The 14523-nt window shown below is 48.5% G+C and carries 17 protein-coding genes and 1 pseudogene; 9 read left to right on the forward strand and 9 right to left on the reverse strand.

Annotation, left to right across the window (positions count from 1 at the left end; all coding sequences use genetic code 11):
- Positions 1-36: 36 nt before the first annotated feature.
- Both ACFPVS_RS05680 and ACFPVS_RS05685 read right to left on the reverse strand, forming a co-directional pair.
- Positions 37-1061, reverse strand: a pseudogene (locus tag ACFPVS_RS05680) (ammonium transporter).
- A 63-nt stretch (positions 1062-1124) separates the two neighbouring features.
- Positions 1125-1463, reverse strand: coding sequence for a P-II family nitrogen regulator (locus tag ACFPVS_RS05685; RefSeq protein ID WP_096294470.1), 339 nt, complete (start codon positions 1461-1463; stop codon positions 1125-1127).
- A 379-nt stretch (positions 1464-1842) separates the two neighbouring features.
- Here ACFPVS_RS05685 and ACFPVS_RS05690 point away from each other — a divergent pair, with 379 nt between their 5' ends.
- Positions 1843-2679, forward strand: coding sequence for a GNAT family N-acetyltransferase (locus tag ACFPVS_RS05690; protein ID WP_096294469.1), 837 nt, complete (start codon positions 1843-1845; stop codon positions 2677-2679).
- Positions 2680-2747: 68 nt separating this feature from the next.
- Here ACFPVS_RS05690 and pyrH read toward each other — a convergent pair whose 3' ends face one another.
- From pyrH to ACFPVS_RS05710, 4 genes are all read right to left on the reverse strand, one after another.
- A complete protein-coding gene (pyrH, locus tag ACFPVS_RS05695; RefSeq protein WP_096294468.1) occupies positions 2748-3467 on the reverse strand; it encodes a UMP kinase in 720 nt (239 codons plus the stop codon).
- Positions 3468-3934: 467 nt separating this feature from the next.
- On the reverse strand, positions 3935-4789 hold the full coding sequence (gene tsf, locus ACFPVS_RS05700) for a translation elongation factor Ts (RefSeq protein ID WP_096294467.1): 855 nt from the start codon (positions 4787-4789) through the stop codon (positions 3935-3937).
- Between the two features lie 126 nt (positions 4790-4915).
- Complete coding sequence (gene rpsB / locus ACFPVS_RS05705; RefSeq protein ID WP_096294466.1) at positions 4916-5641, reverse strand: 30S ribosomal protein S2; 726 nt, start codon at positions 5639-5641, stop codon at positions 4916-4918.
- Positions 5642-5874: 233 nt separating this feature from the next.
- Positions 5875-6120, reverse strand: coding sequence for a hypothetical protein (locus ACFPVS_RS05710; protein WP_096294465.1), 246 nt, complete (start codon positions 6118-6120; stop codon positions 5875-5877).
- A 73-nt stretch (positions 6121-6193) separates the two neighbouring features.
- Between ACFPVS_RS05710 and ACFPVS_RS05715 the strand changes: the two genes are divergently transcribed.
- The 4 genes from ACFPVS_RS05715 (at position 6194) to ACFPVS_RS05730 (ending at position 10334) form a co-directional block, all read left to right on the forward strand.
- On the forward strand, positions 6194-6775 hold the full coding sequence (locus tag ACFPVS_RS05715) for a 5-formyltetrahydrofolate cyclo-ligase (protein WP_123804663.1): 582 nt from the start codon (positions 6194-6196) through the stop codon (positions 6773-6775).
- 520 nt (positions 6776-7295) lie between these two features.
- Positions 7296-7535 (forward strand): TM2 domain-containing protein, encoded by a 240-nt coding sequence (locus ACFPVS_RS05720; protein ID WP_096294464.1) that lies wholly within the window; start codon positions 7296-7298, stop codon positions 7533-7535.
- A gap of 236 nt (positions 7536-7771) precedes the next feature.
- Positions 7772-9304, forward strand: coding sequence for a malate:quinone oxidoreductase (locus ACFPVS_RS05725; RefSeq protein ID WP_123804670.1), 1533 nt, complete (start codon positions 7772-7774; stop codon positions 9302-9304).
- A gap of 406 nt (positions 9305-9710) precedes the next feature.
- Positions 9711-10334 carry a Spy/CpxP family protein refolding chaperone gene (locus ACFPVS_RS05730; RefSeq protein ID WP_123804664.1) on the forward strand — a complete coding sequence of 208 codons (624 nt, stop codon included), beginning with the start codon at positions 9711-9713 and terminating at the stop codon, positions 10332-10334.
- 124 nt (positions 10335-10458) lie between these two features.
- Here ACFPVS_RS05730 and ACFPVS_RS05735 read toward each other — a convergent pair whose 3' ends face one another.
- A complete protein-coding gene (locus tag ACFPVS_RS05735) occupies positions 10459-11025 on the reverse strand; it encodes a DUF2520 domain-containing protein (protein WP_123804665.1) in 567 nt (188 codons plus the stop codon).
- A 158-nt stretch (positions 11026-11183) separates the two neighbouring features.
- On the opposite strand from ACFPVS_RS05735, the gene minC reads away from it, so the two are divergent.
- The 4 genes from minC to ACFPVS_RS05755 are packed head-to-tail and all read left to right on the forward strand — an operon-like array spanning position 11184 to position 13948.
- Positions 11184-11894, forward strand: a complete 711-nt coding sequence (minC, locus tag ACFPVS_RS05740; protein ID WP_123804666.1) for a septum site-determining protein MinC — start codon at positions 11184-11186, stop codon at positions 11892-11894.
- A 42-nt stretch (positions 11895-11936) separates the two neighbouring features.
- The gene (minD, locus tag ACFPVS_RS05745) at positions 11937-12752 is read left to right on the forward strand and encodes a septum site-determining protein MinD (RefSeq protein ID WP_123804667.1); all 816 of its coding nucleotides are present in this window, start codon (positions 11937-11939) and stop codon (positions 12750-12752) included.
- A gap of 3 nt (positions 12753-12755) precedes the next feature.
- A complete protein-coding gene (gene minE / locus ACFPVS_RS05750; RefSeq protein ID WP_096294461.1) occupies positions 12756-13031 on the forward strand; it encodes a cell division topological specificity factor MinE in 276 nt (91 codons plus the stop codon).
- On the forward strand, positions 13028-13948 hold the full coding sequence (locus ACFPVS_RS05755) for a hydrogen peroxide-inducible genes activator (RefSeq protein WP_123804668.1): 921 nt from the start codon (positions 13028-13030) through the stop codon (positions 13946-13948). The genes minE and ACFPVS_RS05755 overlap by 4 nt, the downstream gene beginning before the upstream one ends.
- An 82-nt stretch (positions 13949-14030) precedes the next feature.
- Here the strand turns inward: ACFPVS_RS05755 and ACFPVS_RS05760 are convergent, their stop codons facing one another.
- Entirely contained in the window at positions 14031-14213 is a 183-nt protein-coding gene (locus ACFPVS_RS05760; protein WP_096294460.1) for a hypothetical protein, read from the reverse strand.
- Between the two features lie 61 nt (positions 14214-14274).
- The coding region (locus tag ACFPVS_RS05765; protein WP_378595481.1) for a hypothetical protein at positions 14275-14523 on the reverse strand (249 nt) is incomplete at its 5' end.

The following is a 14523-nucleotide window of genomic DNA, read 5'->3' on the forward strand; positions in this document are numbered from 1 at the left end:
TGAATTTCAGATGGCCTTCTATATAAGAGATCTCAATTATTCAACACGCTCACCGTGAATGGTCAAATCCAAGCCTTCACGTTCGGTGTCCCGATCAACACGCAAGCCGCCGCAGATTTTGCCGACAATTTTCAAAATCACCCAGCTCATCACACCACTATAAACAATGGTGGTCAATGCATCTTTGGTTTGAATCCACACTTGCGAACCAATACTCGCATCGCCGCCGAAGATTTGGTTGTCAAACACCAAACCGGTCAGGATCGCACCGACAATGCCGCCGAAACCGTGAATACCGAAGGCATCAAGCGAATCGTCATAATCCAGTTTGCGTTTAATCACGGCCACGGCCAGATAACACGCTACTGCCGTCACAATGCCGATGATAACCGCACCACCGGTGGCCACAAAGCCTGCTGCCGGGGTAATTCCGACCAAACCGGCCACACCGGCATTGATGTGCACACTGTGCCGCCCGCATAATCAAACACGCCGCCTTCGCTCATAAAGCCGCCGCCCCAAACCCTATTCGCTGTCGGCACATACACCAGCAGAAACCATATGCCGGAAAACAGCATCATCGCCGAATATTTCATGCGCTCGGCAAACGCACCGGTGATAATAGCAGTGGAAATGATGGCAAACGTCATTTGGAAAAACATAAACACCGTTTCCGGAATCGAGCCCGCATTCGGCGACACAGTCACCATTTCTTTCGCCGTGTCCATGCTCATGCCGTTGAGAAACAACCGGTCGAAGCCGCCGATAAAAGCATTGCCCGGCATGAACGCCAGCGAATAACCGGCCACAACCCACAAGACACTGATTAAAGCCGCGATGGAAAAACTGTGCATCATCGTGGAAAGCAGGTTTTTCTTACGCACCATGCCGCCGTAAAACAAAGCCAGACCGGGCAGCGTCATAAACAGCACCAACGCCGCCGCCGTCATCACCCAAGCCGTATCGCCCGAATCGATGACGCTGAAAGGTTGCCACCAATCCAAATCGTTCGCCATCACGCCTGCCGGTAACAAGCCCGAAATCCATGCTGATTTTTTCATATTCTCTATCCTTTTCTTCTTCTCAATGATTTGCTGCATGCCGTCTGAACCATATTGGCGGTTTCAGACGGCCTCGTTACCGGTTTCACCGGTGCGGATACGGATTACCTGCTCAACCGCTTCGACAAAAATCTTGCCGTCGCCAACTTTACCCGTGCGCGCCGTTTCCAAAATCATGTCGACGATTTGGCCGACCCGTTCGTCTTCCGCCACAATTTCCACTTTTACCTTGGGCATGAAATCCACCGCATATTCTGCTCCGCGATACACTTCCGTATGCCCTTTTTGACGACCGAAGCCTTTTACTTCACTCACCGTCATGCCATGCACATCAATGCTGCTGAGCGCTTCACGCATATCGTCCAATTTAAAGGGTTTGATTATCGCCGTAATTTTTTTCATCTCGCCCCCAATATTGTCAACAATTTAACGTAATCAAACATTACGCCTATTTGAAACAAGAATCAATAGATTGTTAGCAATTTTACAAAACAATTTGATAAAAAATCACAATAAATAATTTAACATATTGTTTTTGTTTGAAATAAAAAAATTATCTGAAAAAGATATATAAAAAACCAAAAGAAAATCATAAAAATTACATCAAAACCAGACCAACAAAATCATTCAACCCCATTTATCACCCCACTGAAGGCCGTCTGAAATTTGCTTTTTCATGCCTGAATCTTGTTGATTTTGTAAAATTTTTTACCGCAATGTTTTGAAGAAAAGCTGCTTAGTCAGTTATAATTCAGAAGAACAAATCTTTCAGGAAGACACCATGTTAGTTTGCAATCCTTACGAAGTTGTCATTCACGGCACCACCAGCTCCGGCCGCGTTTTCCGCCCGAGCGACTGGTCGGAACGTTTATGCGGTATCCTGTCTTCGTTCGACAAAGACAACCGCTTGTCTTACTCGAAATGGGTGCGCCCGATTTTGGTGGATAAAGTGCGCTGCGTAGCGGTGGATAAAGAACTGGAAACCATCAATCCACCGATGTTCCGCTTCCTGATGGATTTCGCCTCCGACAACGATTTGCGCGTCATCGACTGTAAAGCGCTGCTGGAAGAGCAAGCGGCCAACAACAAACCTGATGAAAAAGTCATGCTGGCGCAAGCGATTGAAGAAAAACACGCCACAGAATCCCAACGAGATATTGCCGCTTCCGCCGCCGAAACCAGCGTATTGCGCGAAATCATGCCGGAAGAAACGGCTACCGCCTTTGCCGCCTTGAGCATGCTGCGTTCCAGCCTGACCGACATCAACCGCTTCGTCGAGCAAATCAACCAGCAGCAGCGCCCTGCCGGTTACCGTTTGCTGGGTATTTTTGAAGAAGGTAAACACAATGCCGTTGCCGTGGTCGGTTTCCACGAAACTTACAATCTCGCCAGCGGCCACCATATCCACATCGACGACCTCGTGACCATGCCGCAAAGCCGCCGCAAAGGTTACGCTTCACGCCTGTTGGATGAAGTGCGCAGAATCGGCAGAGAAGTCGGTGCGGCCAAAATCCATCTGAATGTGCATGTCAGCCAAGACCGTATGAATGCACACCGCCTGTATTTCAAAAACGGTTTTGAAATCAGCGCCTATCATTTCCGCAGCAATACCAAATAAACACAAAGGCCGTCTGAAACATTTCAGACGGCCTATCTTCATGAAGCATTCGGCTGTTCAACAACGGCTTAACAATGCACCAATGTGCCTTCGTCCTCGCCCAAAATCACGTTTTTCAGCGCGCCTTCTTTGGCGATGCCAAACACGACGATGTTGAGTTTGCGCTCGCGGCACAAGGCAAATGCAGTGGCGTCCATCACTTTCAGGTTTTTGTTCAGCGCTTCGTCAAAGGTGATGGTTTCGTAACGGGTGGCTGACGGATCTTTCTTCGGATCGGCGGTATATACCCCATCAACGTTGGTGGCTTTCAGCATCACGTCGCAGTTCATTTCCGCGCCACGTAAAGCAGCGGCGGTATCGGTAGTGAAAAACGGGTTGCCGGTACCGGCGGCGAAAATCAACACTTTGCCTTCTTCCAAATACTGAATGGCTTTCGGGCGGGCATAGGTTTCGGCGATTTGCTGCATGCTTAATGCAGATTGCACACGGGCTTTCAAGCCCAGTGATTCGAAGGCATCTTTCAAAGCCAAGGCGTTCATCACGGTAGCCATCATACCCATGTAGTCGGCCGTGGCACGATCCATGCTGCCGGCTTTTGCAGATACGCCGCGGAAAATATTACCACCGCCGACCACTACACCGACTTGCACACCCAAATCAACGATTTCTTTGACTTGGCCGACAATTTGCATAATGGTGTCGCGGTTGATGCCGAACGCATCTTTGCCCATCAGGGCTTCGCCTGAGAGTTTCAACAATACGCGTTTGTATTTTACTTGCTGGGTCATGGGAATGCCTTTTCTTTACGGGGTTTACAGAGGCCGCCTGAACATCGGAATTAGATTTTCAGACGGCATTCAATATAAAAATAAGAGTACTTGGATGTATGTAATAATGAGTGGTCCAACAAGAATAAAAGCTTTGAATTTTCTGAAATTTTAGTATTTTTCTGTGGATAAATCAAAGCATGGTTTAATGCGTGATCAACTCATTCGGTGTTCAGACGGCCAGAGACTTCTGCAAAATCCGCACCTTTGGCACATTTCGCCGTTATGCGCTGAGCGAAAGTTTGCCTGTCTTGATGATAGGCCTGCGCTTTCTGCGCAGCTCTAACTTTGAACTGCTCTCAATTCCGGGGGCAAAGGTTCCAGCCTGTATTTCATATCAATCGATAGGCCGTTTGAATAAAATATCTCAAAAAAAAAGCACCATGATTCAATAAGATGAATCCAGGTGCTTTCTTATTCATGGCTGATTACACTTTAGCAGCAGCGGCTACTTCGGCAGCGTAGTCAACTTCTTTTTTCTCGATACCGTCACCCACTTTGTAACGGACAAAGGTGATGATTTCGGTACCGTTTTCTTTAGCGAATTGAGCCACGGTTTGATCCGGGTTCATCACGAACGGTTGGCCGTTCAAAGTGATTTCTGCCAAGAATTTACGGATACGGCCTTCGACCATTTTTTCGGCGATGTCGGCAGGTTTGCCAGACTCGATGGCTTGTTGGGTGTAGATGCGGCGTTCTTTTTCAACAGTTGCGGCATCTACTTCGGCTTCTGAAACGCAAACTGGTTTAGCAGCTACGATGTGCATACCGATTTTGCGGGCAATATCTTCAGAACCCTTGAATTCAACCAATACGCCTTCAGTCGCCAATGCGCCGTGGATATAGGCGGTCAGTTGGTTTTGGGTATCGATCAATTCAAAACGGCGTACAGACATGTTTTCGCCCAATTTAGCGATGATTTCTTTACGCTCGGCTTCAACGGCTTCGCTCAAAGCTTCTACTGAGGCAGGTTTTTGAGCAACAGCGGTTTTGGCCACAGAGTTGGCAAAGGCCACAAAGCCGGCATCTTTTGCTACAAAGTCGGTTTCGCAGTTTACTTCAACCAAAGCACCCACATTGCCTTCGATGGCATAAGCCAATACGCCTTCAGCCGCAGTACGGCCCGCCAATTTACCGGCTTTCGCGCCTGATTTGATGCGCAGGATTTCTTCGGCTTTTTCCATGTTGCCTTCGGCTTCAACCAACGCTTTTTTACATTCCATCATACCCAGACCGGTAGCGGCGCGCAGGTCGGCAACCATTTTTGCAGTAATATCTGCCATGTTAAACTCCTTGAATTTTTAGGAAAATAAAGCCAATCAGCTTTATTTGGAATCGGGAAATGCAGCACTTAAGCCGCGCTTGACTATCTGAAAAAAGGGGCTAAAAGCCCCTCTTTCGTCGCTGTATTACTCAGCAGCAGCTTGGGCAGCGGCAACGGTTTCTTGCAAGGCTTGGTTTTTGCCTTCCAAAACGGCGTCGGCGATACCGCGGCAGTACAGACGGATGGCTTTTGCAGAGTCGTCGTTACCCGGAATTACGTATTTCACACCGTCAGGGCTGTTGTTGGTATCAACAACGGCGATCACAGGGATACCCAATTTTTCAGCTTCAACCAAAGTACCTTTTTGGTAACCGGTGTCAATCACGAAAATGGCGTCAGGCAAGCCTTTCATGTTTTTAATACCGCCCAAAGAGCGTTCCAGCTTCTCAACCTCGCGTTGCATTTCCAGAATTTCTTTTTTGCTGTAACCGGCTTCGGCAGCATTTTCCAAGGCAGCAGTTTTTTCTTCCAGACGTTTGATAGACTGTTTGACGGTTTTGTAGTTGGTCAACATGCCGCCCAACCAACGGTGGTCAACGAAAGGCATGTCTGCGCGGGTCGCTTCTTCACGGATGATTTCGCGTGCTTGACGTTTGGTACCGACAAACAATACGGTGCCTTTGTTGGCAACCAGACGACGAACCGCTTCTTGCGCGTCTTGGAACATCGGCAAGGTTTTTTCCAAATTGACGATGTGGATTTTGTTGCGCGCACCGAAAATGTATTGTTCCATTTTCGGGTTCCAGAAACGGGTTTGGTGGCCAAAGTGAACACCGGCTTCAATCATCTGACGCATGGTAATTTGAGACATAATATTCCTTAAATTTGAAAGGGTTAAGAGCACACATTCAATCGCATAGAACTTGGCTTCAACCAAGCACCCTTCGGCGAAAGTGGGCATAGTTTAAAAAATGGAAATTTACTTTTAAAATCAAAAGCCCGAGAATTATATAGGATAACAGGCCGTCTGAAAAGGGAAATGTCGTGCTTTATTTTACGCGTTGTCGGATTTTTCAGACGGCCTAATGAATCGCCTCAGCCGAATCATTCCGCATCAGGATTTTGCGCCTGCCCTGCCGCCTCTTTTTTCTGCTTTAAGCCTTCGGTTTCGGCGCTGCCGGCCTGTTTCATCAAACGATTGCGGCGGCGTGTGACCACCACCCATGATAAAAAAATCATCGGCAACACAGCCCAAAAAAACAAGTAAATCAAGGCACGCGCAATGCTGGGCTGGGCAGCGGAAAACATCACCGCCACAAATAAATAGCCGATAATGACGATATGCCACATAATCGTGTTCCTCATAGCAAGAGAAGCGGATTTTATCGCAAATCTGCCCCATCTGCCCAAACAGAGAAGCCCAATGAATCTCGATAAAACCGAATTACGCCGCCGCTTACGCCGTTTGCGTGCGCAAATGTCCCCCGGCGAACGCGCTGCCGCTACGCAAACCATCAACCGCCTGCTGAAGCGACACATCAAAAAAGGCCGCCACATCGGTGTGTATTGGCCGATTGGTAAGGAATTGCGTTTGGACGATTTTATTCAGACGGCCTTAAAACGCGGGGCGAAGCTTTATCTGCCTTATATCGAACCTCACAGCCGCCGCTTGTGGTTTACGCCTTACTTAGCCAATCAAACACAACAACCCGAACGCAAACGCGGCCAAGCTAAATTGTTTATTCCGCAGTTTGCCGGTGAAAAACGGCGCGCGCATCGTTTGGATATATTACTGGTGCCAATTGTCGGCATTGATAAACGGGGTTACCGTTTGGGTCAGGCCGGCGGATTTTATGATGCGTCTTTGGCGCAAATGAAATACCGTTTGCGCGCTCAAACCATAGGGGTGGGCTTCGGTTGCCAATTGGTCGAAGAGTTACCCATTGAGCCGCACGATATTGCTTTAGACGGTTTTATTTCGGAACAGGGCGAATGGAGGTTTTAAGCGTTCAGACGGCCTGGAACTTTTGCAAACTCTTTTAAACCAGTGCAAACAAAACCATGCTTACCCAATTTCAGGGCAAACGCCGTTTATCATGATCCACTTTAAGTCGAAAATAATTCTTGCGGCAAAGGCTTACAGACATACAGGATAAGATGCACCGACAAATGGCGAACCGGCAGCCCGGTTCCTCCAAGATATGGAAACAAAGCTGAGAATATGCAACATTTTTCACGCCGGCCATAAATTTGTTTTGGCTTTTGATAATCGTGTCTTGCAACATCTCGCGGAAAGAAAATCGCGATTGCTGCCCCCTGATTATGCCGTTGAAAAATAAACAATCGCGCAATGTAACCGTTATTGCCGGCACACAAAAGAATTTTTATTCTTAGTTTGATTCAAATCTTTTCGTAAACACGCATAAATTCAAGTAAACCTGTTTCAGACGGCCTTGAGTCTGCCACGTTCTACCCTATATACTCATTGTCAAGAACAAGAACAATCTATTATTAAGGAGGGTATTATGCAACCGTCTTTTTCTTATGCCTCGTCTTATCCCCATACCTGCAACAAAGCGCTTTATGTCGCCATGGCCTTATTGTTTGGCTCATTTGGCGTACATAAATTCTGCGCCGGCCGTGTGTGGATGGGTTTGTTTTACGCCGTGTTTTGCTGGACCGGCATCCCGACCATCGTCGGCATCATCGAAGGCGTATTGGCGGCATTCAAACCAACCGACTCACTCGGTGCGATTATTGTGTAATTTTTAAGTGCAAACACACTTACCAATTTTGACTTTTTTTGAAAATCTAAATTTTTTTGATATTAATGATTTTTAATACATAAGTAATCAATCCCTTATCCGGTAAGGCCGTCTGAATGTTTCAGACGGCCTTTGCATCATCGAATACACTGTTTTCTTTCATAAAATCTTTGCATTTCTGCGCGAAATCTACTAAATTCTAAGGATATGCGTTGTTAACAATTGTATATGCACAGATGACGCCAATACGGAAAATCATAAAGGCAAATCATTGCCTATCCTTTAGGAGTATAACTATGACTGAAGCAACTGACGTTGTATTGGTTGGTGGAGGAATCATGAGTGCCACTTTGGGTATTCTGCTCAAAGAACTCGAACCCTCTTGGGAAATCACCATTGTCGAACGCCTTGACGATATTGCGCAAGAATCATCCAACCCTTGGAACAATGCCGGTACCGGCCACTCGGCTTTGTGCGAATTAAACTATGCCCCGTTGGGCAGCAACGGTACTGTCGACCCCGAACGCTCATTGAATATTGCCGAACAATTCATGATAAGCCGACAATTCTGGGCGACTTTGGTCAGCGAAGGCAAAATGGCCGACAATTCGTTTATCAATAGCGTGCCGCACATGTCGTTTGTGATGACCGACGAACATTGCGCCTACCTGCCCAAACGTTTTGACGCGTTTAAAAAACAAAAATTGTTCGAGAAAATGGAGTTCTCGACCGACCGCAATAAAATACACGAATGGGCGCCACTGGTCATCGAAGGCCGCAATGAAAGCCAACCGGTTGCCGCCAACTACTCGGCAGAAGGCACCGACGTCGATTTCGGCAACATCACCCGCCAAATGATTGAAAACCTGACCAGTCGCGGCGTGAAATTGTTATGCAACCGCCATGTAGAAGAAATCAACCGTGAAGCCGACGGCGCTTGGGCCATCAAAACCAGCGACACGCGAGACAATACGCAAAAACTCACTCTGCGCACCCGTTTTGTCTTCTTGGGTGCGGGTGGCGGCGCATTGTCTCTGCTGCAAAAATCCGGCATCCCGGAAGGCCGCGGCTACGGCGGTTTTCCGGTATCAGGCTTGTTCCTGCGCAACAACAACGAAGCAACCGCCTCGCGCCACAACGCCAAAGTATATGGTCAGGCATCGGTCGGTGCGCCGCCGATGTCGGTACCACACTTGGATACCCGCCATGTTGACGGCAAACGTTATTTGATGTTCGGCCCGTATGCCGGTTTCAAACCCAATTTCCTGAAGCAAGGTTCGATGATGGACTTGCCGATGTCGATCCACCGCGACAACCTGCTGCCGATTTTGCGCGCCGGTTGGGACAACCTGCCGTTGACCAAATACCTGCTGGGCGAATTGCGCAAAACCAAAGAAGAACGCATTGCCTCGCTGCTGGAATACTACCCGAACGCCAATCCTGACGAATGGGAACTGATTACCGCCGGCCAACGCGTGCAGGTGATTAAGAAAGACAACAAAAAAGGCGGCGTGTTGCAATTCGGTACCGAATTGGTGATGCACGAAGACGGTTCTTTGGCCGCCCTTTTGGGTGCGTCACCGGGTGCGTCAACTGCCGTGCCGCTGATGATTCGTTTGGTCAACGAATGCTTCCCGCAACGCAAAGATGCATGGCAAGGCCGTCTGAAAGAGCTGATACCGGGCTATGGCGTAAAATTGAACGACAATCCCGAATTTGCCGAAGAAATCATCAGCCATACCGCTAAAGTGTTGGACATCCATCATTAAATGCTTAAGCATTATCCCTACAGCGCATCACTAAGCGATGCGCTGTTTTTATTTAACTTGAATACCAAAAAATTAACTTATTGATGATTTTTTCAGACGGCCTGAAACCCTGACAATTACCAACTTACATAAAGCGCAAAGTGGATATAACACAAAAAATTCAGGCATATCATTAAGATAGTTAAACTTTCAAGCGGCGTATAACATAAAAAAACCTACCCAAGATAGGCATTGTACAAAGATCCGGCTCCTTACGCTTTCGTTCACTCTTTAGACAATCCATAACCCATCTGCAAACAGTGTTTACCTAACCCGCACACTCATTAACCGCTGCGGGCGATATGATTCGTTTCATCTTGTTTCTCCCCAAAAACACTCCTCAAACACTTTTCGAAGGACAAACCTCATGATGAAAAAATATATTGCCGTTGCCGCTGCTTCTTTAATCGGTCTGGCCGGTGTCGCCAGCGCCGCTGATGCCGTATCGCAAAACAGCCGTCCGGCCAAACACGGCCACATGCACAAACACGGTCAGAAAATGTATCAAAAAGGCGAATTGCCGCGCGATTTGCAAGAATTAAACCTGAGCAGCAAACAAAAAGCGCAAATCCAAAAAATCATGGAAGCCAACCGTCCGCAGCAAGCCGACAAACGTCAAGCGCCTGATGCTGCCAAACGTGCCGAGTTCCAGCAGAAAATGCAGCAACGCCGCGCCGCTGAGCAAGCCTTGATTACCGGTAAAAATTTCGACGAAGCCGCTGCCCGCCGTTTGGTTAACGAGCGTCAGGCCGAATTTGAACAACACGCTGCCGAGCGCAAACAACGTATGGCCGATATGGAAGTGAAACGCTTGAAAGAGCGCCACGATATTTTCCAAGTGTTGACAGCCAAACAGCAAAAACAATTACTGGAAAACCAACAAAAACGCCAGCAAGAACGTGCCGCCCGCAAAGCCCAAAGCAGCCAACCGGGTCAGCCGAACATGCAAGGTGAGCCACGCCCTGACATGCCACCAATGCCACAAAACTAATAGTGATGCATTTAAGCAATGAATCAAGGCCGTCTGAAACCATTTGTCAGGTTTCAGACGGCCTTGATTGCGTTTAAATTCAGCCGCGCATCAAGCCATCATGCGGCGGTACGTCCAAGCTGCCTCAAACAGATTTTATTCCCGAATTTAAGACCGCCTGAACTTTTTCCACCGATTGTTTATCCAATCTTGCTGCGGCCAAATTCAAAGTCATCTGCGCCCACACGCGGTAGGCCGCCTGCTCTTCTGCCGTCATCGCCGCATGGTAACGCGCTTTATATTCAGACGGCATCACAAACGCGGTTAAACCTAAAGCGTTGGCTAATTGTTGCAAAATCTCGACAGCCTGCGCATGCTCCGCTTCGATGGCGCACAAATTTCCGGCCAAATGCGCCACCGAGTGTTCGACATTGGCAAAGGCAAACACCGGATGCAGGCTGCCCGCCAATGCACCCTGCGCCGTAACCGCTTGTAAAACCTGTATGGTTTTGGCGCCGCTCAAGTGCAGCACCAGGGTTTGCGGGGACAATTCGACCTCACGGGCAAGGCGTTCGGCAGTAGCTTCTATGGCATTGTCCGGCGTGGCGATAATGACCACATCTACCGGCGGCAAATCGCTCATATCCGCTAAAACCGTTGCTCCAAAAGCATTCGGCGGCAGGCTGTTGCTGAGATGTGGGAAAGCTGCCAATCGGGAGGACGGCTCAATAAAGCGGCAAAAGTTTGTCCAACGCTGCCTGCGCCTACGATATGGAATATTTTTTTCATTTCAGACGGCCTAAACAGATTGAATAGCTTAGATTAACACGGTAAACTTACGTCATTAAATTTTTTTATTGTTTACTCACTATGAAACCCGCGTTTGACGTTAAGTCGGCACGATTGGATGTGTTGGCTATTCATCTGCACACCGCAGATTTGACCGAATTAGAAGAATTTTTGCGCCAGCGTACCGGCCAGTATCAAGGTTTGGAAATTGTGCCCTTTGTTTTGGATGTACAGGATTTCGAACATCCGGAATCATTAGACTTGGCAGCTGTAATTTCGCTGTTTGCCCGCTACGGCATGCAGATTTTGGGCTTGCGCCACGACAATGAAGCATGGGCGGCTTATGCTGTGCGCTATCATTTGGTGTTCAGCCGCAGTGAGAAGTCCGATACGCCACAACCGCCACAATTACAACCGGCCGGCATTAAAGCCGTATCCACCACCGTTATCAGCAACCCAACCGTATTGATCAGTACCCCTGTGCGCACGGGTCAGCAGGTTTACGCGGAAAACGGCGATTTAATCGTTACCGGTATCGTCAGCCAAGGTGCGGAACTGATTGCCGATGGCAACATCCACATTTACGCCCCTATGCGCGGCCGTGCATTGGCCGGTGCCAAAGGTGATACCAACGCGCGTATTTTTATCCATTCCATGCAGGCCGAATTGGTTTCCGTGGCCGGCATTTACCGCAATTTCGAGCAGGATTTACCCGAACACCTGCACAAACGCGCGGTGCAAGTTTCATTGCAAGACAACCGCTTGGTCATCAGTGCAATCGACACCGAATAATGTTTTAAAATCTTAAATTTAATATTTGAAAAAGGAAATATCGTGGCAAAAATCATCGTAGTAACTTCAGGTAAAGGCGGCGTAGGCAAAACCACCACCAGCGCCAGTATTGCAAGCGGTTTGGCCTTGCGCGGCCACAAAACCGCCGTAATCGATTTCGACGTAGGCTTGCGTAATCTCGACTTGATTATGGGTTGCGAGCGCCGCGTCGTGTATGACTTAATCAATGTGATTCAAGGCGAAGCCACACTCAACCAAGCCCTGATTAAAGACAAAAACTGCGAAAACCTGTTCATCCTGCCTGCATCGCAAACCCGCGACAAAGACGCGCTGACCCGCGAAGGTGTGGAAAAAGTGATGGAAGAATTGGCCGGTAAAAAACTGGGCTTCGAATACATCATCTGCGACTCGCCGGCCGGTATCGAGCAAGGTGCCTTGATGGCGCTGTATTTTGCCGATGAAGCCATCATCACCACCAACCCCGAAGTATCAAGCGTGCGTGACTCCGACCGTATCTTGGGCATTTTGCAGAGCAAGTCGCGTAAGGCCGAACAAGGCGGCACCGTGAAAGAGCACCTGCTGATTACCCGCTATTCGCCGGAACGCGTGGAAAAAGGCGAGATGCTGTCGGTGCAGGACATTTGCGACATTCTGCGTATTCCGCTTTTGGGCGTAATTCCTGAATCTGAAAATGTACTACAGGCATCCAACGCCGGCGAACCGGTCATCCACCAAAACAGCGCGGCAGCTGCCGAAGCCTATAAAGATGTGATTGCCCGTCTGCTTGGCGAAAACCGCGAAATGCGTTTCCTCGAAGCAGAGAAAAAAGGCTTCTTCAAACGTTTGTTCGGAGGTTAAGCCATGTCTTTGTTAGATAAGCTGTTCGGCAGAAAAGCCAAAACCGCCGAAGTTGCCCGCGACCGCCTGCAAATCATCATCGCACAAGAGCGTGCCAACGAAAACGGTACCGGCGCGCCGGATTACCTGCCGACCCTGCGCAAAGAATTGTTGGAAGTGCTGTCTAAATACGTGAATGTTTCTTTAAACGACATCCGCATTTCCCAAGAGAAACAAGACGGCTTGGACGTTCTTGAACTGAACATTACCCTGCCTGAACAGAAAAAGGCTGCTGAATGACTTTAACCGAATTGCGTTACATCGTAGCCGTTGCGCAAGAACACCATTTCGGGCGTGCCGCACGCCGCTGCTTTGTCAGCCAGCCCACCCTTTCCATTGCAATTAAAAAGCTGGAAGAAGAGCTGTCGGTTTCACTGTTTGACCGCAGCAGCAACGACATCATCACCACCGAAGCAGGCGAACGCATCGTTGCCCAAGCCCGCCGTGTGTTGGAAGAAGCTGATCTAATCAAGCACTTGGCCAATGAAGAGCAAAACGAATTGGAAGGCGCATTTAAGCTGGGGCTGATTTTTACCGTCGCACCTTATCTGCTGCCTAAATTGATTGTTTCTTTGCGCGACACCGCACCGAAAATGCCGCTGATGCTCGAAGAAAACTACACCTACACACTCACCGAATCGCTCAAACGCGGTGATTTGGATGCCGCGGTGGTGGCCGAGCCATTTCAAGAGCCAGGCATTGTGACCGAGCCTCTTTATGATGAACCGTTTTTCGTGATTGTGCCCAAAGGCCACCATTTCGAGGAATTGGATGCGATTACGCCGCAGATGCTGGCCGAAGAACAGGTTTTACTGCTGACCGAGGGCAACTGTATGCGCGACCAAGTGTTGTCGAGCTGTTCGGAATTGGCCGCCAAGCAGAAAATCCAAGGTTTGACCAACACCTTGCAAGGCAGCTCCATCAATACCATCCGCCACATGGTTGCCAGCGGCTTGGCCATCAGCGTGATGCCGGCCACCGCTTTGACGGAAAACGATCACTTATTGTTCAGCATCATTCCGTTTGAAGGCACTGCCCCCACTCGTCGCGTAGTGTTGGCCTACCGTCGCAATTTCGTGCGCCCGAAAGCATTGACCGCTTTGCGCGCCGCGATTTTAAATTCGCAATTAAACGGTGTATCGTTTGTAAAAGATTAATTTGACTCATTTAGAAAAGGCCGTCTGAAATTCAGACGGCCTTTTCTTACCCTAAACAGCATTCCCGATTCAGCTTACGAAACTATGCACTGAATGCTTCGCGTGTGGTTTCAACATTCATCGTTTCTACCGGCTCGCTGCGCCCTTCTTTCACACTCACCACCTTCATCAAACGCACTTTATCCGCGTGCGGCGTACCTTTTGCCGCATAATTGACCAAATATAAAGTGGCGTTCAAATCTTGGGCGATTTTGAATAAAGACAAAAATTTGAATTTGTTTTTCTGAAAAATAACGATTCGGATGCGAGGTGTGTGGATTGACCGATTACGATTCGTGACAACGCAAATATTTGAAAATCAGATAACCTTTTTCAGGGTGAAACTGAATCCGGTCAAAATTAATGGCATAAGTCACATCGCCTTGCAGCATATCTTGTGCAAACTCGAATCCGCTGCTGTCATCTTGAGACCTTTGCAAAATACCGGCCACCCCATCCAAACGGTTACCTGAACAATCAGGTAACCGTTTTTTCATTTTCAGACGTGTTTCCCGTCCGTATTTCCCCCAATCAGC

The organism is Neisseria weixii (genome assembly GCF_042658245.1).
GTDB classification, from domain to species: domain Bacteria; phylum Pseudomonadota; class Gammaproteobacteria; order Burkholderiales; family Neisseriaceae; genus Neisseria; species Neisseria weixii.